The sequence below is a fragment of the Companilactobacillus suantsaicola genome, from assembly GCF_004745525.1.
GTDB lineage: Bacteria > Bacillota > Bacilli > Lactobacillales > Lactobacillaceae > Companilactobacillus > Companilactobacillus suantsaicola.
Window position 1 is genome coordinate 25603 of the sequence record NZ_RKLY01000002.1, and the last position, 22731, is coordinate 48333.

Below are 22731 nucleotides of genomic sequence, written 5' to 3' on the forward strand. Positions count from 1 at the left end.
TATCTACTCCTAAAAAAAGATAGACCGACTGGCCTATCTTTTTATTTATTCCAAGGATTCTCAACCAAAATTGGCCCCGTTAAAGTTTTCATCATTATAGTAGATTTTGACTGACTATATTCTTCCAATGAAAACCCATTGCCACCTTGAATTACCTGTAAATCAGCATGCACGCCGAATTGATTCAGTCTTTTTAATAATTCTTTAGCCTCATTTTGACTAAGCGGATTTTCAGCTTGCCAAACTAAATCCAAATCACTCGACATTTTTGCCGTGTGTGTGGCAGTTGCCAGTTCGAAACCGACCGAACCACTGATTCCCCAACGATAATTTTTCAAAATTTCTGACACTGCTGGTAGTGCATTAATAGCTGGAAGATCTTGCCGAGCTGTTTTCCAAAGTTGTTTTTGGACTAATTCATACGGAGTAGTTACCCTCACGATGTCAGCCCTATTTACAAATGATGCCAAACGTTGTTCTCGTTTCATTCCTCGAATGCCAACGGGAATCTTGTCATCAACAATAGGACTACGTCTAACCACCACCGTCATGGATTCAGGAAACATCTTCAAAGCCCAGTCGGGTAAATTCCCAGTCAAATCTTTAATGGATCTAATTTTCAACAAGTCGTGTGGATTAATTTCTACCATTGTTCTGCGACTAATTGACGGACTTTCAGAGTAGCTTTTCGACCGGATGCTTTGGCGATTGGTGTTTCATAGCGGAAATGAAGTGTTGTATCGCCGTTTAATCCAGAAATTGCTTCGTCAATAATTGAATTAATTGTGGCTACATTTTCATCAGTTGTTTCCCAAGAACCGATGCCCTTAACTAACTTGTACAAAGCACCGAGTTTTTCATAATTATCAATATCATAAGCCATAGCTGGCACATGCTTAGTTGCTTCTTCAAGTTCAGGGATAGTTCTTTGGGTGATACGAGCGGCACTAGCTTTTGACATTGCTTGAACGGTGATTGAATCATCATCTAAGGCAATCATACGATTAGATTGCAAACCATGAGCTAAGAAACCACCTGAAACAGCATCCCCAGGGATAAAGTCAATTACTGGATGTCCCGCTTGTCTAGCTTTGGCATAAGCAGCAGCACTAGAACCAAGCGCCACGTGAATACCGATCAATTCTTCTTGATAACCGTAAGCTTGACTAGGTACGTCGACAATCAAAATAATTGGTCGTTTAACATCTTTTTCTTTATCCTCTGCGACAACTTTATTGATTACACTAGCAACCGCAAAACCTTCTTGCAAACCAACTTCCCCATCACGAACTCTAGGGAAATCATTTTCAGCATCAGGAACAATAGCCACGTATTCCTTACCATCTTTTTGAGCATGTAAGACAGTTGACACCGAACTAGTAGCGTTCTTGATACCAGTCATTGCTTCAAACCAAACTCGACCACGACTCTTCGTACCTTCCTTAAAGCTCGTTTCAGCTTCAGGAATCTCATGCTTAACAGTTTCGACTTGTTTGAATAGATCATCATAAGTTTCAATATCTAATTTCTTCGACAAATCAAGCTTGTCCAACAAACTAAGATAGAAATCGACATTTTCCGTTCGGTGAGCATCTTTTCTTGTCTCGATCTCATTGACCAAACTAGCTTTAACATCATCAACCGTATCGTCAACAACTTCATCAACTAAACCAGTAGCTAATCTTTGCTTCGTGCCCAAAGTGTTCCAAATCAAATTCTTATCACTGGAGTCAAATTCTCTCACACCAGCCTCTTGTTCGATAACTTCTGGACCGTTCAAAGCAATCCGAGCCTTGTTAGTCGCAATCAAGTAGGAAAGAATCGAAGCCGTGATCGACATCCCACCAAATGAACCAACACGACCTGGTACCAAGCCGATAACCGGAACGTACTTCTTTAAAGCAATCACGACATTTTGAATCTCGGAAATTGACAATAAACCATAGTTAGCTTCTTGTAATCTGACACCACCAGTATCCAAGACTAAGATTGGATAGATCGTCTTACTGGCCTGGTTATCTTCCAAGGCTTTTTCTAAAGCAGCAACGATTTTAGCACCACTGACTTCACCGATACCGCCACCTTGGAACTTTCCTTCGATTGAAACGATCAAGACATTTTTGCCTTCAATCGTTCCCTTCATTAAAACAATTCCGTCATCACTTTCAGGAACAATGTTTTGTGGTTCCAAGTGAGGAGAAATCATATCATCTAGTGGGCCAACTAGTTCTCTAGCTGAGTTTTCATCCAATAATGAAAGAGCGCGCTGGCGCGCATGTAATTCAACAAAACTATTTTTCATCATTTAGTGCCTCCAATGCTTGAGTTAAACGAAGATTAACAACTCCTGGAGTTGAACCAAAGTCATTAATTTCAATGTTGGCTTGGATTGGGTATCTATCAAAGAAACGTTTCAAGACATTGCTCCAAACCTCTTTGAAACCGTCACTACCAGTTACGATATTAACTTCAGTCTTCTTGTCTGTTGGTCGAAAAATAACTTCGAGATCACCAGATGCGACTACCCCAACGTGGACAGGCTTTTTAATCGCATCAGTTGTGTCGAAATTAAAATGTAATTTTTCCATATTCTTCTCCATCCCTAATTTAAATGTTTTAAAAAGTAACTAGCTGCAAACAAGTCAGCACTTCCACCAGGAGAAATATTTTTTTCTTTGGTGAAATTTTGCAAAATAGTAAATTGCGGATTTCCCATCACGCTTCTTGGATCTCTGACAATTTCTGCTGACAACTTTTGAAATTGCTGTAAAGTTTCTAAATCACTGCGATAAACAATATTCGTGTCATTGACATTACTGTACAAAACCAATAAACGACGCATCCAAGTATCAAAGTCATCGGCTTCTGGTTGAAAACTCAATGCTTTAGCAACGTTGATCAAACCACTTTGAGCCTCACCTTTAGCACCAGTCAAGGCATATTTTTGTTTCGTTACTTGTCCGTGAGTTGGCTTAACTTCATTGAATCGATCTGGCATGCGCGATAACTTTTTAACTCCCGCCAAGATTTCTGCTAAGTCATCAGTCTGTAAACTACTGATCACACTGACCAATAAACCTAAACTCCAAATCGCTCCCTTGTGCGTGTTGACACCATTGGTAGCTGCAAACATGTCTTTTTCAGCAATTCGACCGATTTTCCCGATTGCTTCTCGTAGTTTCAAATCAAGCGGATGACGAAAAGAAACTCGCGCCATTTCTTCAAAACCGCTCAACAGTGCGTCGGCTGATTTATAAAATAAAACTATATCCATATCAGTGTGCGAACCATTGGAAACTGCATCGACTAAGCCCGGCTTAGGTGAAAAAGAAACTTCCCATTTCAAAGCACTAACTGCTTGTTTAGCTAATAATAAATATTTTGTTTCAATCATCTTATGACCAACTTCTGAATTTTGCCGGTGGATTGTATAGTCCGTCTGACCACTTAACTAAGTCGTCCATATTTTGTGCTGCTAGAAGCGATCTCTTAGCTTCATTTCGGTGAACGCCCAAGTCTTCTGGTAGAGCAACGATTCCTTTAGCACGTAAATCTGCTAATTGTTTAGGGTTACTTCTCAAGCCGACTGGTGTGACACCTGCGATCGCCTCAATTGCTGCTTGTCTTTCGGCCATACTGTCGGTCTTATATAGATAAGCGATTCCTTCTTCAGTCACGATGTGCGTTGTGTCTTCGCTGTAGATCATGATTGGCACATTGGCTAACTTAGCTTCTTTTTGAACTTCTTCAGCATCCAAGTGATCGACAAAGACGGGCTTTTTATTTGAGCCGAAAGTTTCAACCATTTGGACAACTAATTTTTGACCTTTACCTAATGAATCGTCATCGGGACGCAAACTTTGCCAAGCTGGTGTGGAATGACGACGTCCGTGGGGATTGCTACCCATATTAGGAGCACCACCGAAACCTGACAGGCGACCATTAGTAACAGTTGATGAGTTACCGAATTTATCAATTTGCAAAGTTGAACCGACGAACATATCCAAAGCGTATTGACCAGCCATTTGACCAAAAGCACGGTTTGAACGCATCGTTCCGTCTTTACCAACGAAGAAAATATCTGGACGATGAGCAATATAATTTTCCATACCGACTTCGCCACCGAAACTGTGAATTGTCTTGACCCAGCCACTTTCAATTGCGGGAATCAAAGTAGGTGTTGGGTTAACTTCCCAGTTAGGTACGATCTTACCTTTCAAACCGAGTTGTTCACCATAAGTTGGTAACAATAACTCAATCGCAGCAGTGTTGAAACCAACCCCGTGGTTAACGGTTTGTACATTGTGTTTCTCGTAAATACCGCGAATGGCCATCATACCCATTAAAATTTGTAATTCAGTAACATTTTGGGGATCACGCGTAAATAATGGTTCCAATTGATAAGGCTGATCGGCTGGAACAACAACGTCGACCCAATCGCCAGGAATATCAACTCGAGGAACTTTATCAACAATTTCATTAGCTTGTACGATAACAATTCCGTCTTTAAAAGCCGCAGCTTCAACAATTGCTGGCGTCTCTTCAGTATTGGCACCGGTGTAAAGATTACCGTCACGGTCAACTTTGTCGGCTGCAACTAAGACAACATTTGGAATCAAATCGACGTAAAGTCTAGCGTAGAGTTCAAGATAAGTGTGAATGTCACCGACTTCCATAGTCCCGTCAGCAATCATTTGAGAAATTCGCGTACTTTGGGGACCAGCAAAAGAAAAGTCCAATTTCTTAGCAATCCCAGTTTCAAAAATATCCAAATGTTCCGGACGTGAAACACTAGACATGATCATGTGGAGATCATGAACTTTTTCGGGATCAACTGAGGCTAAAGTTTCGGATAGAAAACTAGCTTGTTTCTGGTTATCCCCTTCCAAAACTACTCTATCGCCTGGTTGAATAATTCTTTCTAATAATTCTTTAGCATTTTCTGTTTTAACGATTTTACCGTCTAAAAGTGATGCGATGCCATCCATTTTGGCAGCCTTAGCATCACGATTCTTCGTCCAACTTCTGTTAACCATCGATTATCCTCTTTTCCATTTTTCTAACAAGAATTCAATATCATCAAGATTCATACTATTCATGGTGATGGTTCTAAAATCAGGAAACTTACTCTTAACTAACTTGGTAAAAGTACTACCTGGCATTAATTCGATTGAAGTATCGACTCCTAATTCAGAAGCCACATCCATCATCGTGTCCCAATAAACCGGATGCGTTAGATTGTTAATCATGTCATATTTGACACCAGCTACTTTTCTAACCGCATGTCCATTAAAGTTAGCTAAATACGTACATTGTGGATCTTTACATTCAACTTCTGACAGGGCTTTTTCCAAAACATCAGCCACTGATTGCATCAAAGGTGAATGCGAAGGAACTGGAACTTTCAACAAAACAGTTTTTTGAGCACTGTTTGCTTTAGCTAGATCCAAAACCTTTTTGATACCAGCAATCGAACCCGAGACAACCGTCTGCAATTCTGAATTCTGATTAGACGTAAAGATTGGCTCAAGTTCAGTGTTGACTTTATCAACCAATGCAACAACCTCTTTGCGAGTTAAACCAACAATTGCGCCCATTCCGTATCCAACCGGGAAAGATTCTTGCATCTTTTGTGAACGCAAATAAACAATTTTAATCGCATCATCTTCACTAATGACACCACTAGCCACCGCCGCGGCAAAAATCCCTAGTGAATGGCCAGCTACAACATCGGGTTCTTGAATTTTTTTCAATTGCCGAACATTGTATAGTTGCAAAATCAAAATCGCTAATTGAATTTGAATTGAATCTTGATAATCAACATCCCGATCACGCAACTCAACTCCAGTTAACTCTTTTACACGTTGAATCATTTCCGATGGAACATTTTTTAGCATGCCACTTTTTTGGCCACCTTGGCCCGGAAATATCCATAAAGTTCTGATAATTAATCACCTCCAACAATCCTTCTATTGATCTCACAAATTCAGTATAATTGGAGATTCATAACATGTATAATATATAAAAAGCAAGATACTTAACCATTTGGTTATACACAGGAGGAAGAAATGAACCTCAATCAACTAAAATATTTCGTCGTTGTCGCCAACCAAGAGAGCATCACAAAAGCTGCTAATATTTTGTATGTCTCACAACCCGCTGTCAGTAAAACAATTAAACAATTAGAAGATGAATTGAAGGTCAAGCTATTTGAACGAACCGGTCGAACTTTAAAATTGAATCGGGCCGGTAAACTCTTTTACAGCTACGTCAATGACAGCTTAGAAGAATTAAACCGCGGTATTTCAGCCGTTCAAGGAGGATTAGATCAAGCTCAATATCCTATTTCGTTATTAATGGAAGTTGCTTCCCCCTTTATCCCCAGTATCGTGACTACTTTTAAAGAAAAATTCCCCAACGTCAGGTTGAATATTGCTCAACACAACGTTAGGGAAACTGATTTTAAACAATTTGATTTTATTATCACTAGCACACCTCTACAGGGTTTAACCAACGTTCCAGTTTTAAAGGAGGAAATTTTTGTCGGTTGGAATATCAATTACGGTTACAGCCAGCAATTCATCCAACCAAAAGAACTGGCCGCACAAAAATTAATTGGTCTCTCACCGGATAATCCATTACGAGTGACGATCGATAAATATTTCTTAAAGCGAGACATCACTCTAAATTACAATTATGAAGCCGATGACCCCGCTACGGTCAGAGGAATTATTGAGGCTGGTGTTGGAATAAGTTTCATCCCTTCTGTCACTTGGCAAACTGTCAGCTCAAAGATTCAATTGGCCCGACTGACACCTGACCCTTTGCAGCGAACTATTTATCTTTGTTCACCGCATAAAGATTTAACTAATATCCAGCGTGAAATCAGCAACGAACTCATTTTGATCTTTTTAGCTTACCAACGATCAGAGTTAAAAATTTAGTTGCAATTATTTTTGAATGAGAATATATTGAATCTAACGATTTCCTTTTGTTGATCTCACAATTTTACAAGGGGAGATTTTCAAATGAAAACAAAAGTAGACACTACACCCAAGGCCGACATAGGTGATTATATGAAGGTCTTTGCTTGTACTGCCGTTATGATGCAGACTGTTCTTAGTTTAGTTTTATCGACCGATCCAAGTTTTAGTTACCAAAATTTGATCGGAATTATTTATAATCTGGTCAAATTCACAGCCCCAGCCTTTATCTTTGGTATTTTATACACCACGACTCGGACTACTAACCAAAATTCGTGGAGTGATTATGGTGGATACATTAAGAAACAATGGTCTGCCCTTTTTGTACCCACAATTTGGTGGACCCTAACTTACTTGTTGATATTTCCAAACGTTCAACAAGTTAACAAATTCAACGACCTACCTTCATTTGCTTGGCACTTTATCAACGGAAACGCCGCTCCGCACCTGTGGTATAACACGATGATGTTGCAGTTTATCATCTTGATGCCATTATTTTGGGCTCTAGCCCATTTTGTTAAAAATAATGTTAACCGAGGAATTTGGGCTTTGGCGCTGACCATTATTTTATATAGTGCCTGGATTTATTTTTACGATGTAGAAGTTTTCCACGGTCCCCACGAAACTAGTTGGTATCTCTTAGACCGCTTCTTTATCAGCTTCGTTATTTATGGAATCTTTGGCGTAATTGCTTGGATGTTTAGAAATAAATTTGAGAAGTTCATCAAAAAAACTTTTCCTATTTTAGTGATTTTATTCTTAGTAACATTTTATTGGACGAACAAGGAATTATTTAATTTTGGTTATCCAGTCAATCTCGGTAATGCACCTTACTACAAACCATCGATGACTCTTTATGCGCTACTCGTTATTGGACTAGTTGCAGCAATTTCCATTCGTCATATCAATAAAAAATCCAGCGCCTTACCAGTTTTCCACTTCTTAGCCACTTACGCTTATCGTGCTTACTTATCAAATGTCTTCTGGTTGCAAATTATCTGGAGAATTTTTGGTAGCAACTTGGCTGAAATTAACCCGGTCTTGGCAATCATTGCTTGTTATTTACTAACCTGGGTACTATCATTTACCTCAGCTTACGTCTTCCACATTCTTTGGTTCAAGGTTAAACATTCTTTGAGCAGATCAGCCGTTTTGACGGAAACGAAATAATTATTTTTATTTCTCAAGCTTTGTTTGTTGACCCTATAGTCATATTATGCTAAATTAGCACTGTGCTATTAAGAGTGCTAATTAAAAACAGGAGGCATTTTATGTTAGTTCCTACAGTTATCGAACAAAGTTCACGTGGAGAACGTGCCTATGATATTTACTCACGACTATTAAAAGATAGAATCATCATGGTTTCAGGAGAAGTTAACAGCCAAATGGCTAATACCGTTATCGCTGAATTGTTATTCCTTGATGCCCAAGATTCAGATAAGGACATTTCAATGTACATCAACTCACCTGGTGGTTCTGTTACAGATGGTTTAGCCATCATGGATACAATGAACTTCATCAAGTCTGATGTACAAACAATCGCAACTGGTATGGCTGCTTCAATGGCAAGTATCCTCTTGTCATCTGGTACAAAGGGTAAGAGATTTGCTCTTCCAAACTCAACTGTCCTCATTCACCAACCATTAGGTGGCGCTCAAGGTCAACAAACTGAAATTGAAATTGCTGCTCAAGAGATCTTGAAGACAAGAAAGAGATTGAACCACATTTTGGCTGATAATTCAGGTCAAACCTTCGAAAAACTTCAAAAGGATACTGATCGTGACAACTACATGACAGCCCAAGAAGCTAAAGATTATGGTTTGATTGATGAAATCATGACAAATCAAAAAGAAAGTAAATAATATTTACAATTAGGAAGCTAGGACAATTTGTTCTAGCTTTTTTTCTGTCTTTATTTTTTTCGCCTTATAATGAGTTTGAGTTGGAAGTGATTAAATTGGTTAAAAATTGTTATTTTGATAAGAATTCACCGGAGATCATTTATCTAACCAAAAAAGATAAACATCTTGCTAAAGTAATTGACATGATTGGTCCCCTTCAATATCAATTAATTTCTGATTCTTATCATTTTTTAATTCACGAAATTATCGAACAAATGTTATCAAAAAAAGTCGCTCTTATTTTGGACAAACGATTAACAGAAACTTGCCAAGGAGAAATCACGCCACAAAGTATTGCACAATTAACTAATGAACAAATTCATCAACTGGGAATTTCTAAACCCAAAGTAACTTATATAAAAAATTTGACTGTTGCCTTAACTTGTAAAAAACTAGAACTTAAAACTTTAAATACTTTGTCAAACAAGCAAGTCATTCAAAAATTGACACAAATAAAAGGAATCGGTAATTGGTCAGCCAAAATGTATCTAATTTTTGCACTTGACCGCCGTGATGTTCTTCCTTTCGAAGATGGTGCTTTTTTAGAAAGCTTTCGTTGGGTTTATAAACCAAAAGATAGTTCAGTTAAATCAATTCAGAAAAAATGTCAAAAATGGCATCCTTACACTTCAATCGCAGCTAGATTCTTATACAAAGCTCAAGATCTGGGATTGACCAAAACGCCTTTTCATCTATTTAAATAATCCCCTGTTTCTTTATAAAAAACATTTGAAAGCGCTACATGTCAGGCGTTGCATTGGACAGTTTTTTTATTTTAGTTTATCCTTAAATCGTTATTAGATTAAACAAAAGAAGGGGTAATATATGAATAAGGGTGAAATCAAAAATAGCCTAGCTCGAAAATTGTTCATCATCACCTTACTCTCTGGAACCTTCACTATGTCGATAAGTCAATCTTCACTTTCCACGGCTTATCCAACTTTGATGAAATTCTTTGGTGTAACGGCACCGACGATTCAATGGTTAACTACTGGTTTTATGTTGATCATGTGTATCATGATGCCGATCAGTCCTTGGTTGCTGAATAATTTTTCCTTTAAAAAAATCTTTTTGAGTGTCGTCTCAATTTTTGCTCTTGGGACCTTGATCATCATCTTGGCACCTAATTTTCCAATGGCCATGCTTGGTCGTGGTTTAGAAGCAATTGGTGTCGGCGTTTTGTTTCCATCGTTTCAATCAGTTTTAATGACTATCACACCACAAGCAAAACGTGGTACTACCATGGGATATGCCGGATTGGTCATGGGATCAGCCTTGGCATCCGGTCCAATTATTTCAGGTATTGTTTTGAATTTTCTTAAATGGCAAGGACTTTTCGTTATCTTCTTGATAATTATGGTCGTCATTTTTATCAGTGCTCTCTTTAATATTAAGGACGTCATGCCACGTCACAAAGCTAATTTAGATCTTATTTCTACAATATATCTATTCGGTTTGATTGGTTTGTTATACGTTGTTAACCAAGCCGGCAGTACGCACAGCTTATCCACTAATTTAATAATTTTATTAGTGATCAGTTTAATTTTGACCGTACTTTTCATTCACCGTCAATTAACTAAAGAAAAGCCCCTACTCGATTTAAAAGTTATGAAGAATTTCAACTTTGATCTAGCGGTTCTCCTAACTGGTTTTTCTTACATCTCATTAATTGTCGTTACCATCATTTATCCACTTTATTATCAAAACATTCTCCACGTTTCTGTTCTAGCTTCCGGTTTAGCCTTAGTCCCACCAGCAATCGTGTTGAGTATTTTGAATCCATTAACTGGTACTTTAGCAGATAAAATTGGCTTCAAAGCTACTTTGATTTCTGGTATGTCGATGATCGTTGTCGGTTGGTTCTTATTATTTGCTTTACACACCAAACTAGCAATGTTCCCAATGATTCTAATCGCCATTTTAATTGAAGGTGGTAATGCCTTCGTTATGATGCCCGCAACGACTTTAGGTGGTAATTCTCTATCTGAAGATTTAATTCCTCATGGAACAGCCATTATCACGACTGTCAGACAATTACTCGGTTCATTAGGAGTAAGCTTGGCCACATTGATTCTAGTTACAACTAATCAAAAGCACAATTTACCAGCCAATAATGGTTTGATTGGTTTCCAAAATGTGTTTGGATTCTTCTTCTTCATGGCTGTTATCGGTTTTGTCTTTGCATTATTAATTAAGAATAAAAAGAAAAATTAAAACAAGAGATATGGCTTTTAGTCAGCTCTTAAACATTAAAGAACAATAACCTTGTGGTAATTGAATTTCAATTAACCACAAGGTTATTTGTTTTGAGGACAACATACATATATACATAACACTTCTTATTTCAAATAATTTTTAATTAATTTACTATTTCTAATTATTAAATCATGATTATATACTTTTTCTTGATCAGAATCTCTTACTGCTCTCCAGAGAATTGAAGCAACTTTCATAGGATTATTATATTTCTTTGAGAATTTATCGTTTCTGAAATCACGTACAAATTTATTCCATTGATAAGTCTGTTCTTCTTTATTTTGGGTTAAATCTACTTTATTTTCTATCACGTGAATTAAATCAGCCACCGTGGCCTTTGTATCTTCATTCTTCTCAACTTCTCTCATTTTAATACCCATTGATTTACGAAATGAGAACTTCGGCACGTCATAATAGTCTTCAAAAAATTTTCTAGCCTCTTTATTTAAAGAAAATCCTGAATTCAATAACTTAGTCTCCAAGGTAATATCTTTTGCTTGTAGTTTCTCATTGGTACTTCTTCTTATCTTTCTTGCAGGTTTAATATTTGATGACGGGACTCCATCTAAAAACTGTACAATATAGTTTGTTAATTCAGCCTTTGTTCCATATGTCGGTAATTTGTATTCTCTACAAATTCTTTGTACCAATAAAAACTAATAAATACATTACTACTCAATTTCGAATCAAACTGTGGCCTACTAGACATCATTTCCTCCAATATTTTAAATAATCCCACACTAAAATTTTATTACATCTAGTCCAAATCGATTACCTGGCTCCTTTTATGCATCAAATGAGTTACAATTATATTTTGAAATAACTATTTAGGAGTACATTTTGTTTAAAGAAAAACCTGCTCGTAAAACTATTCTAATTGCCGCTATTTTTTTTATTTTTCTGTTAATTTGGACCCTCTGGCAATTTCATTTTAATTATATGGTCGCTTCATATGATACAATTTTCCATTCCCAAAGAATCTATGAAATTCGTCTAGCCTTTTTAAATCACACATTACCTAGCTGGCTTAATTTCAATACGTTCTTCTTTACTGGTCAAGCAATCAACGGAATGTATCCCGATTATACCTTATGGCCTTTTGTTTGGATAACTAACTTTTTAACTCCGATCCATCAAATAATTGCGATTCGAGCTTTGATTGCTGCAGGAAGTTTTGTTGTGACCTTTTTGTCGCTCAACAAACGTTTCTCCAGTCAAAATGCTGTTTTAGCAGCCAGTATTTTTGCATTATCTGGCTCAGTTTTAAAAGATTTAACTGGTGAAATGCAGTCAGGAACTGCCATTATCATGATGTTCATTTTCCCAATTTTATTCACTTTAAAAGATATTATTCAGAGTAAAAATTGGGATTTGAAATTAGTCTTAAAGACTGCTCTTTTGATGACAATTGTCGTTAATTCACATCTTTTGAGTGCCGTTACAATTACGATTGTCGCGGGTATTTGTCTAATTATTGAAACTATATTGCGTAAAAACTTTTGGTCCTGGATCAATCTTTTGGCAGCTGCTTTTTTGACCATTCTCTTATCACTACCGATTATTGAACGCGTGATGGCTATTTCCAAATCTGGGCTATTATCGCCTTTTGGCAAGGGAAATATCATCAGTCTCTCATTGTGGGAACTGGTTAAAAAACCGGACTGGGATGCTAAAGCGACGATTTCTGGGGCAACAATCGTCTTCTTGGTAATTGCTCTGGCCGGTCTGCGCAAATCCAATCTGAAACGACTTCTACCTTGGTTAGTCGTGGAACTTATTTTAGTCATCTTGTCATCAAATATTTTCCCTTGGAAATTATTCAACTCACTTCCAATCATTAACAACTTTCAATATGCCAATTGGCGTTTTGGAATTTTCCTTGGTGTCATCCCGATTTTGTTAATCTTACTAGCTTATGAGAAAAGACTGGCGACAATCATTCTAATGTTCTTAACCCTAGTCAGCTACCCGATGGCAATTTACACTGCCAATCACAATCAACATTTCAAGGCTGACAATGCGGTAGTGGTAACGCAATTCACCCAAAAACAAATTCCCCAGAATAAAACTGTTAAACTAACTTCGACTGGTATCAACAGTGATAAGATTATGCGCTCGTTGCTACCTGATTACACGCCTGACACAACCCCACTGCAAAAAGATAGCGATGGAATGTTTCTCGATGGCTCAATTATTTATCCACTAGCCAATCACCTGGGACAGACTCCGCAAAAGGATTTCATTTTGACACCTAAGAGCACTATTAAAAGTGTCACCTGGAGCGGTCAAAACATCCCCAAAGGTAATATTACTTTACCAAGTTATGGCTATAAATCATTACAATACCGCATAACTTTGAACGGCCAACCAATTGCTTGGCATTTGAGTGATCATGGTTTAATAACCATCAACATTCCGAAAAACCTTCAAAAAATGGACGTCAAGATTAAGTGGCTAACACCAAAAGTTTATCCAGTGTTGTTGATTTTCTCATCGCTTCTGTATCTATTGTTACTTGGATACTTGATTAGATTGTATCCGCGCTTCATTGGAAACGCTTTTTCAAAAATAAAAGCAGTGTTATAATATTATTAGGATTTAAATGGATGCGTGAATTATTCCTAGACTTTTTCCTACCAGAATAGACACACAGTTACCAAAGAGCTATAAGCAAAAGGCTACCTAAAAATTCTACATACACGATAATGTCCTAGTTTATTCATATTAAACGAAAAGGAAGTGTCGTCTGATGTTCTATTCATATTTGAAATTAGGTCCTAGAGATGGATTCATGTTGATTGCCGCTTTTATTATGTTGATTTTAACATTAATCTTTAAATGGTCAGTATGGGAATTTACATTTTCTATTGTCGCAATCATAATCGCCTTCTTAGCAGGAAGAATGAAACCAGACAAGAAGAACGTGCTTGCCTTCTTGAAAAGATAAAAATAAACTAATAAAAAAGAAGCTGTACTAATGAATTTCATTAGTATAGCTTCTTTTTGTTGGCGTAGTATGCCGTCCTCCATAGCAAAGCCGATTTTAGCTGGAACGATGTGGGCACAACTTTGAGCTTTTGCAAATTACGCAAAATCTCAAAGCTTGGCCTTATTCTAAGCGCTAAAGCGCTAAGAATAATTTCACATCTGAGCCAAATCGGCTTTGCTATTCCGGACTGAATTTCACACTTATTTGTTATTTGCTTTCCATTTGTTTAAAAATAGAAATTCTATTCTAGTTTGGAATTTGGTATTTTGATAACTATAATTGCGCCTCCCTTATTAAAATAGAGATAATAATGAAAAAAAGAGAATCTTACTTTTTACAGCAATTTACTGCAATTCTAGTAAGATCCTCAATTATCTTTTTATTAAATTACTTCAATTAAACTATAGAAACACAATAGCGTATCCAGACTATAAAACAACTGATCATTAATCACGAATAGAACTTATATCCCATTCAGAATTCATTGAAATAACCCCTAGATCTGCATTCTAGTCTGGAGCAACAGCTCTGGGAAATGCTCAGCCGTCAAATTCTAGTTAGCGATTTATCGCTTACTAGAAGGCCGAGCTTGGAAATGCCGCGCACTTTGCGGTAGTTTCAAGTCGTGCCGACAGCGTTCCAGCGTTTCCCAGAGCTGTTGCGGAAGACGGCAGTTACCCACCACAACCAAATTAAACTTTTGCTGTCTCAGCTAACTCGTTTAATTTCCGTAAACGGTGATTGATTCCTGACTTGGAAATTGGGCCGCTTGGTACCATCTCGCCTAATTCCTTTAAAGAAACCTCGGGATTTTCCAAACGCAATACCGCAATTTCTCGTAATTTATCTGGTAAGGAATCTAAGCCTACCGTTGCCTGCAAATGCTTAATATTTTCGATTTGGCGTTCAGCGGCAGCTACCGTCTTGTTAATATTAGCATTTTCACAATTGACTAAGCGGTTAACTGAATTTCTCATGTCACGCACAATCCGAATGTCCTCAAACTTCAACATTGAATTCGTCGCTCCAATCAATTGTAAGAAATCAGCAATTTTTTCCGCTTCCTTCAAATAAACGATGTATCCATTACGGCGCTTCGTCGTCCGAGCGTTCAAATGGAAATAGTTCATCATTTGAGCGATTCCTTCATTGTGATCTTCATAGAGTGAATAAATCTCTAAATGATATCTAGAGGTCTCGGGATTATTGACACTACCAGTAGCTAAAAAGGCCCCACGAAGATATGAACGCATCCGTTGATCTTCGTTTAGAACTTCTTCAGGTACATCGGTGTTGATCGACAAACCGGATTCATCTAAAATATCTAAATCTGTCAGTACCCGATTCGTGTCATACTTCAAACGAACTAGATATTGATTATTTTTCTTCAATTTCATCTTTTTTCGCACAAGTAGTTCTGATTCAATTCCATACTTTTGCTTAATCAAAGAAAAAATTCTTCTTGCAATAGCAGCGTTCTCAGTCTGTGCAGTTAAGACGAAATGATGATTTTGTAAACTTAATGAGCCATTCATTCTTAATAACGCTGACAATTCTACTCGAGCGTGTTCGGGATGGACGACTAATTTTGTGAGCTCTTGTTTGACCTCACTTGCATATGAAACCACTAACGTCTCACCTCATTTTTTCTATTACCAGATTGCAGCGACAAATTAATAATTTCGCGTGCAACCTTTTTACCATCATGGAATGCACCTTTGTCGTGGAGCGACAAGAAGTCATCTTGAATGACCTTGCATCCCATCTTACGAAGACCAGCAAAATCAGTCTCGACTTGATTTACGTACTCATCATATTTTTTATGATCCATGTAACCATCAGGAATAGCTCTCGTATTGACCAAAACAGTATCAATAAAATTGCCACCTAAATGACGATTCAATACTCGTACGTGATCGGCATCAGTGAAGCCTTCAGTTTCACCAATTTGGGTCATAATATTACAAATATAAACCACTTCCGCAGAAGTTTGTTTAACAGCTTCACCAATATCCTTGATCATCAAGTTTGGCAAAATACTAGTAAATAAACTACCAGGACCTAGAACAACTACATCAGCTTGCATGATTGACGCAATGACTGAAATAACTGACTTAGGCTCTTTTTCAGGATTATCTGAATCAGTTACCCAGACTCGTTTGACATGTTTACCTGAGTGAGTAATTTCATGCTCACCAGCAAGTTTTGTGCCATCAGTAAATTCCGCATGCAAAGTTAATTTCGTATTGCTGGCAGGAAAAACGTGACCGTCAACTTTCATCATCTTGGATAATTCTTGAACAGCGTCAAAGATGTTAGGTGACATTTCTGTCAATGCGGCGATAATCAAATTACCGATCGCATGCCCTGAAAAGAAATCATCATTACTCTTGAAACGATATTGGAAAACGTCCATATCAACTTTGGGTAAATCAGATAGTGATGCCAAAACATTTCGAATATCCCCAGGAGGGACAACGTTAATGTAATCACGAATAATACCTGACGATCCCCCATCATCAGCTACTGTCACGATTGCAGTAATATTAGCATCCATATTTCTCAAACTATTTAATACAACTGGTAAACCAGTACCCCCACCTATAACTACAACTTTGGGACGACGCCCTTTAACAACACGAACTATCCTATTTGCGGCCATCTTCGATTACCTTCTTTTGAGATTTTTCCATGTCACGATGAGTTATATCAACGTAGTACTTCTTCTTTAAGTCAGTACCTAAACGTTGAGCAATTGCGACTGAGCGGTGTTGCCCACCAGTACAACCGATTGCTATCGTTAAACTAGTTTTACCTTCTTTTTCATAACCCGGGACGATATCCTTTAATAATCCATAAAATTTATCATAGAAATTCTTTGTTTCTGGATCATCCATCACATAATCGTAAACAGGTTTATCCATCCCTGTTTGGGTCTTTAATTCTTTAATATAAAACGGATTCTTCAAAAATCTGACATCCATTACAATATCAGCATCAATTGGCAAACCATATTTGAAACCAAATGACATTACTTCAATATGGAATGTTGGCATTCCCGTTGATTCTTGGAAATGATTAAAGATTTCTTCACGCAATTGTCTAGGAGTCAAGTCAGTCGTATCAATTTCAACTGAAGCCCGACCCTTAATTTCGGAAAGCAATTCTCTTTCTTTTTCAATCCCGTCAAGTAAACGTCCTTCCATTGCCAAAGGATGACTGCGACGAGTTTCTTTATAACGAGATACTAATTCTTCGTCAGATGCATTCAAGAAGAGAATCTTCATATCGACTTTTTGATGCTTCTCTTGTTCATCTTCATCAACTTGAGACAACATTGAAAAGATCTCATCATAGAACGCACGTGATCTAATGTCGACAACCAAAGCTACTTTCTTGATTGTTCCAGATTCATGAACTAATTCCCAGAACTTAGGTAACAAGTTAGGTGGCATGTTATCAATACAAAAATAACCTAGATCTTCAAAAGATTGCATGGCAACAGTTTTACCCGCACCACTCATACCGGTTACTATAACTAATTTAAGTGTATCTTTTGTCATTTTGCACCTCACATTCCATATAAGCATACCATAACAAGCCGGGCGTGTCAGTTTTTAAAAATAAAAAAGCTGCTAAATCTTTTAAAACGATTTAACAACTTTTATAAAAATTTTATTGCGCATCCTTGGTACGTTTAGTGTCACGTTCCAAGATTGGTTTAAGATATTGACCAGTGTAACTATCTTTGACTTTAATAATATCTTCAGGTGTTCCTTGAGCAACGATTTTACCGCCGCCCTCACCACCTTCAGGACCAAGATCAATCAACCAGTCAGCTGATTTAACAACGTCTAAATTGTGTTCAATAACCAAAACAGTATTGCCTTCATCGACTAGACGTTGCAAGACACCCAACAGACGTTTGATATCGTCAGTGTGTAAACCAGTCGTAGGCTCATCTAAGATATAAAAACTCTTACCGTTTGACTTCTTATATAGTTCAGAAGCCAGTTTCATTCTTTGAGCTTCACCACCAGATAATTGGGTAGCCGATTGTCCTAATGAAACATAACCTAGCCCAACATCTTGAATTGTTTGCAACTTACGTTTGATCTTAGGAATATTGCTAAAGAAATCTAATGCTTCAGAAACCTTCATATCAAGAACTTGGGCGATGTTCTTACCTTTATACGTAACTTCCAAAGTTTCCGAGTTATAACGTGTTCCATGACAAACTTCACAGGGCACGTAAACGTCAGGCAAGAAATTCATTTCAATTTTAATAATTCCGTCACCACGGCAGTTTTCACAACGGCCACCTTTAATATTGAAAGAAAATCTACCTTTCTTGTAACCACGCAACTTAGCTTCATTAGTTTGAGCAAAGAGATCACGAATATCATCAAAGACTCCAGTATAAGTAGCCGGATTACTTCTTGGCGTACGTCCAATTGGACTTTGATCAATGGCAATCATCTTTTCCAAATTCTCATAGCCAGTTATCTTCTTATATTTACCTGGCTTTTGTGAATTATGGTTCATCTTTTGTGCCAAAGCCCGTTTCAAAATCATATTAACCAAGGTTGATTTACCGGAACCAGAAACTCCAGTTACAACGATAAACTTACCCAATGGAAATTTGACATTTAATTTCTTCAAATTATTTTCTTGAGCCCCAAAGACTTCAACAAAGTCCCCATTGCCCGGACGTCGTTTCAATGGCACTGGAATAAACTTCTTACCAGCCAAGTATTGACCAGTCAAAGATTTAGGATTCTTTTCAACTTCACTTGGAGTTCCAGCTGCCACGATCTGACCACCATTTTCACCAGCACCAGGTCCGACATCGATTAAATAATCGGCAGCGCGCATAGTATCCTCATCGTGTTCAACCACGATCAAAGTATTACCGAGATCACGCATTTTCTTCAATGAACGAATCAAACGGTCATTATCACGTTGATGCAAACCAATTGAAGGCTCATCAAGAATGTACATTACTCCAGACAAGTTTGATCCAATTTGCGTTGCTAAACGAATTCTTTGAGCTTCACCACCAGATAATGTTCCGGCTGAACGAGACAAAGTTAAATATTCCAAACCAACGTTGATCAAGAAAGTTAATCGATCTTTGACCTCTTTTAAAATTGGTTTCGCAATAACCGTATTCTGTTCACCAAACTCGACTGCTTTAAAGAATGGTAGTTCATCTTTGATTGACATGTCAGAGACTTCCGCAATGTCCTTGCCAGAAATTTTGACTGCCAAAGCTTTCTTGTTCAAACGTTTACCGTGGCAAACTGGACAAGTAAGTTCAGTCATATACTTTCTCATGACTTCACGAGTAAAGTCACTGTTAGTTTCGTGATAACGACGATTGATATTAGGAATTACCCCTTCAAACGCAACGTCAACATCACGAACGCCTCCAAAATCATTTTCATAATGGAAATGGAAGTTTTTGCCATCTGATCCATGCAAAATAATATCTTGATCTTTTTGTGGCAGCTTCTCAAATGGCGTATTCATATCAATTCCGAATTCTTTACATGCTTGGGCCAACATTTCTGGATAATACTGTGAACTGATGGGATTCCAAGGTTCAATTGCTCCCTGAGCCAAAGTCTTTGATTGATCAGGAATTACTAAATCCAAGTCAACTTCCAATTTAATTCCTAAACCGTCACAATTTTCACAAGCTCCAAATGGTGCGTTGAAAGAAAATAGTCTAGGTTCAAGTTCACCAACAGTAAAACCACAGAGTGGACAAGCATTCTTTTCTGAAAAGACCATCATGTCTGAACCAATAACATCGACGTTCATGTAACCATCGGATAATCTTAAAGCTGCTTCCACAGAATCGAACAAGCGTGATTTGATATGGTCATTGATCACGATTCGATCGACTACCACGTCAATACTGTGTTTCTTATTCTTATCCAGTTCGATATCTTCACTAACGTCATGAATTTCGCCATCAACTCTAATTCTGACATAACCTTGTTTCTTAATTTGATTCAAGGCTTTTTTGTGTTGACCACGTTTAGCACGAACAACTGGTGAAAGAATTTGCAGTTTAGTTCCCTCATCCAATTTCAAAATTGCATCGACCATCTGTTGGGCCGATTGACTGGTAATTTTAGTTCCATCGTTAGGACAGATTGGTGTTCCTACTCGAGCCCACAAGAGACGTAAGTAGTCATTAATTTCGGTGACCGTTCCAACTGTCGAACGAGGATTCTTTGAAGTTGTCTTCTGATCAATTGAAATAGCTGGACTCAATCCGTCGATCGAATCAACATCTGGTTTATCCATTTGTCCTAAAAATTGTCGTGCATAAGAAGATAGACTTTCAACATAACGTCTTTGCCCTTCAGCGTACAACGTATCGAAGGCTAGAGAACTTTTTCCCGAACCAGACAAACCAGTCATAACGACTAACTTATCTCGAGGAATCGTTACATCAATATCTTTTAAATTATGGGCACGTGCACCATGAATCACAATTTTATCATTTAACATATTAATTACATTTCCGCCTTTAATTCTAAAATCGTATCACGTAAGTGAGCCGCTGCCTCAAAGTCGAGTTTCTTAGCAGCTGCTTCCATTTGTTCAGTTAAATTCTTCAACAATTCTTTTTGTTCTTTCTTACTCATATCCTTAAAGTCGATATCGTCATCGATCTTTTCAGTCTCTGATTCTGAATTATCAACCTTTTGGAACATTGAAATAGCATCACGAATTGGTTTAACAATCGTCTTAGGTGTGATGTGATGTTCTTTGTTGAACTTCTCTTGAATCTCACGACGACGAGCGGTGGCGTCAATTGCACCACGCATTGAATCAGTAATACTATCCGCATACATGATAACTTTACCATGTTCATTTCTAGAAGCACGACCAATGATCTGAACTAAGGAACGTTCTGCTCTCAAAAAGCCTTCCTTATCAGCATCCAAAATAGCGATCAATGAAACTTCTGGAACGTCGATTCCTTCTCGTAGTAAATTGATTCCAATTAAGACATCAAATTTACCTAAACGTAAGTCACGGATGATTTTCGTTCTTTCCAAAGTCTTGATATCACTGTGTAAATATCTAACCTTGATTCCCAAGTCTTTGAAGTAATCAGTCAAATCTTCAGCCATTTTCTTAGTCAAAGTCGTGACAAAGACCCGTTCATGTTTTTCCACACGATCATTTATTTCAGCAACTAAATCATCAATTTGCCCCATAATTGGCCGAACTTCAATTTTAGGATCCAATAGACCCGTTGGACGAATGATCTGTTCTACTTTATCTTGAGTCCGTTCAAGTTCATAAGGACCTGGTGTAGCTGAAACATACAAAATTCGATTGACATGTTTTTCAAATTCATTCAATTTCAATGGACGGTTATCCAATGCACTTGGCAAGCGGAAACCGTAATCGACTAACATTTGTTTTCTGGCGCGGTCCCCATTGTACATCCCGCGGACTTGCGGCATAGTAACGTGGGATTCATCAATCATAATGTTGAAATCCTTAGGGAAGAAATCTAACAGGGTGAATGGTGGTTCACCTTCAGCACGCCCTTCCATGTGGCGTGAATAGTTTTCAATTCCTGAGGTATATCCCATTTCCCGCATCATTTCAATATCATATTCAGTTCTTTGCTTGATACGTTGAGCTTCAAGCAATTTACCTTCTTTTGTAAATTTAGCCACTTGTTGATCCATTTCATTCTTGATCCGTTTCAAAGCTTCATCCATCTTCGAATCACTGATCATAAAGTGAGTTGCTGGGAAAATCCCGATATGGTCCATTTGACCTTTGATTTCACCGGTCAAGGCATCCATTTCGATGATTCGATCAATTTCGTCTCCGAAAAATTCCACTCGAATCGCATTGTCATCTCGAGAAGCTGGGAAAATATCGACAACATCCCCACGAACTCTGAATCTTCCACGTTGAAAATCGATATCGTTTCGTTCGAATTGATTGTCGACTAATTCCTCTAACAAGGTGTCACGAGCAATCTGTTGTCCAACCCGCAAAGAAATAATACTGTCCGCATATTCTCTCGGATCACCTAAACCGAAAATACAAGAAACTGAAGCAACGACAATCACGTCATTACGTTCTAAGAGTGAACTAGTAGCTGAATGCCGTAATTTATCAATTTCATCGTTGATACTAGAATCTTTTTCAATATACGTGTCACTTGAAGGCACATAAGCTTCTGGTTGGTAGTAATCATAGTAACTCACAAAATATTCAACGGCATTGTGTGGGAAGAATTCTTTCATTTCACCGTACAATTGGCCAGCTAAAGTCTTATTGTGCGAGATGATTAAAGTTGGTTTATTCAGATTCTTGATCACGTTTGCCATGGTAAAGGTCTTCCCAGTCCCAGTGGCACCCTCAAGTACGACTTCTTTATCACCTTTTTGAAAATCTTTCGTTATCTTATCAATAGCTTGAGCTTGATCCCCAGCAGGTGAGTACTTGGAAACTAAGTCAAACTTATTATCATTTACTCTATCAATCACGAATTAATTGACCCCCTTTGAGCTAAAAAAAACATCTAACTCACCGAATTAGATGTAATTAATGT

At 37.7% G+C, this 22731-nt stretch carries 18 protein-coding genes and 1 pseudogene; 7 read left to right on the forward strand and 12 right to left on the reverse strand.

The window, feature by feature from the left end; translation table 11 throughout:
• Positions 1-41 precede the first annotated feature (41 nt).
• The 6 genes from EGT49_RS00910 to EGT49_RS00935 are packed head-to-tail and all read right to left on the reverse strand — an operon-like array spanning position 42 to position 5948.
• Positions 42-650 carry a malonate decarboxylase holo-ACP synthase gene (locus EGT49_RS00910; protein WP_135371081.1) on the reverse strand — a complete coding sequence of 203 codons (609 nt, stop codon included), beginning with the start codon at positions 648-650 and terminating at the stop codon, positions 42-44.
• Positions 644-2302, reverse strand: a complete 1659-nt coding sequence (mdcD, locus tag EGT49_RS00915; RefSeq protein ID WP_135371193.1) for a biotin-independent malonate decarboxylase subunit beta — start codon at positions 2300-2302, stop codon at positions 644-646. Before mdcD ends, EGT49_RS00910 begins: the two co-directional genes overlap by 7 nt.
• On the reverse strand, positions 2292-2588 hold the full coding sequence (locus tag EGT49_RS00920; RefSeq protein ID WP_135371082.1) for a malonate decarboxylase subunit delta: 297 nt from the start codon (positions 2586-2588) through the stop codon (positions 2292-2294). The genes mdcD and EGT49_RS00920 overlap by 11 nt, the downstream gene beginning before the upstream one ends.
• A gap of 14 nt (positions 2589-2602) precedes the next feature.
• On the reverse strand, positions 2603-3394 hold the full coding sequence (locus EGT49_RS00925) for a triphosphoribosyl-dephospho-CoA synthase (protein WP_135371083.1): 792 nt from the start codon (positions 3392-3394) through the stop codon (positions 2603-2605).
• Position 3395: 1 nt separating this feature from the next.
• Complete coding sequence (mdcA, locus tag EGT49_RS00930) at positions 3396-5036, reverse strand: malonate decarboxylase subunit alpha (RefSeq protein ID WP_135371084.1); 1641 nt, start codon at positions 5034-5036, stop codon at positions 3396-3398.
• A gap of 3 nt (positions 5037-5039) precedes the next feature.
• Positions 5040-5948 (reverse strand): ACP S-malonyltransferase, encoded by a 909-nt coding sequence (locus tag EGT49_RS00935; protein WP_281275439.1) that lies wholly within the window; start codon positions 5946-5948, stop codon positions 5040-5042.
• Positions 5949-6068: 120 nt separating this feature from the next.
• Here EGT49_RS00935 and EGT49_RS00940 point away from each other — a divergent pair, with 120 nt between their 5' ends.
• The 5 genes from EGT49_RS00940 (at position 6069) to EGT49_RS00960 (ending at position 11098) form a co-directional block, all read left to right on the forward strand.
• Positions 6069-6944 carry a LysR family transcriptional regulator gene (locus tag EGT49_RS00940; protein WP_135371086.1) on the forward strand — a complete coding sequence of 292 codons (876 nt, stop codon included), beginning with the start codon at positions 6069-6071 and terminating at the stop codon, positions 6942-6944.
• An 84-nt stretch (positions 6945-7028) separates the two neighbouring features.
• Complete coding sequence (locus EGT49_RS00945; protein WP_135371087.1) at positions 7029-8153, forward strand: acyltransferase family protein; 1125 nt, start codon at positions 7029-7031, stop codon at positions 8151-8153.
• A 101-nt stretch (positions 8154-8254) separates the two neighbouring features.
• Positions 8255-8845, forward strand: a complete 591-nt coding sequence (locus EGT49_RS00950) for an ATP-dependent Clp protease proteolytic subunit (protein ID WP_135371088.1) — start codon at positions 8255-8257, stop codon at positions 8843-8845.
• Positions 8846-8931: 86 nt separating this feature from the next.
• On the forward strand, positions 8932-9588 hold the full coding sequence (locus EGT49_RS00955; protein WP_246013770.1) for a DNA-3-methyladenine glycosylase family protein: 657 nt from the start codon (positions 8932-8934) through the stop codon (positions 9586-9588).
• Between the two features lie 121 nt (positions 9589-9709).
• Positions 9710-11098 (forward strand): DHA2 family efflux MFS transporter permease subunit, encoded by a 1389-nt coding sequence (locus EGT49_RS00960; RefSeq protein ID WP_135371090.1) that lies wholly within the window; start codon positions 9710-9712, stop codon positions 11096-11098.
• 125 nt (positions 11099-11223) lie between these two features.
• On the opposite strand, the pseudogene EGT49_RS00965 reads toward EGT49_RS00960, so the two are convergent.
• Positions 11224-11849 (reverse strand): annotated as a pseudogene (locus EGT49_RS00965) (SAP domain-containing protein).
• Positions 11850-11980: 131 nt separating this feature from the next.
• On the opposite strand from EGT49_RS00965, the gene EGT49_RS00970 reads away from it, so the two are divergent.
• Together EGT49_RS00970 and EGT49_RS00975 are read left to right on the forward strand one after the other, a co-directional pair.
• The gene (locus tag EGT49_RS00970; protein WP_135371091.1) at positions 11981-13726 is read left to right on the forward strand and encodes a hypothetical protein; all 1746 of its coding nucleotides are present in this window, start codon (positions 11981-11983) and stop codon (positions 13724-13726) included.
• A 160-nt stretch (positions 13727-13886) separates the two neighbouring features.
• Positions 13887-14087 (forward strand): hypothetical protein, encoded by a 201-nt coding sequence (locus EGT49_RS00975; protein ID WP_135371092.1) that lies wholly within the window; start codon positions 13887-13889, stop codon positions 14085-14087.
• Between the two features lie 734 nt (positions 14088-14821).
• Here the strand turns inward: EGT49_RS00975 and whiA are convergent.
• The 5 genes from whiA to uvrB form a co-directional block, all read right to left on the reverse strand.
• A complete protein-coding gene (whiA, locus tag EGT49_RS00980) occupies positions 14822-15757 on the reverse strand; it encodes a DNA-binding protein WhiA (protein WP_135371093.1) in 936 nt (311 codons plus the stop codon).
• Positions 15757-16791 carry a gluconeogenesis factor YvcK family protein gene (locus EGT49_RS00985; protein ID WP_135371094.1) on the reverse strand — a complete coding sequence of 345 codons (1035 nt, stop codon included), beginning with the start codon at positions 16789-16791 and terminating at the stop codon, positions 15757-15759. The genes whiA and EGT49_RS00985 overlap by 1 nt, the downstream gene beginning before the upstream one ends.
• Complete coding sequence (gene rapZ, locus EGT49_RS00990; RefSeq protein WP_135371095.1) at positions 16778-17692, reverse strand: RNase adapter RapZ; 915 nt, start codon at positions 17690-17692, stop codon at positions 16778-16780. Before rapZ ends, EGT49_RS00985 begins: the two co-directional genes overlap by 14 nt.
• Before the next feature lie 112 nt (positions 17693-17804).
• A complete protein-coding gene (gene uvrA / locus EGT49_RS00995; RefSeq protein ID WP_135371096.1) occupies positions 17805-20654 on the reverse strand; it encodes an excinuclease ABC subunit UvrA in 2850 nt (949 codons plus the stop codon).
• Between the two features lie 5 nt (positions 20655-20659).
• On the reverse strand, positions 20660-22666 hold the full coding sequence (gene uvrB / locus EGT49_RS01000; RefSeq protein ID WP_135371097.1) for an excinuclease ABC subunit UvrB: 2007 nt from the start codon (positions 22664-22666) through the stop codon (positions 20660-20662).
• Positions 22667-22731 lie beyond the last annotated feature (65 nt).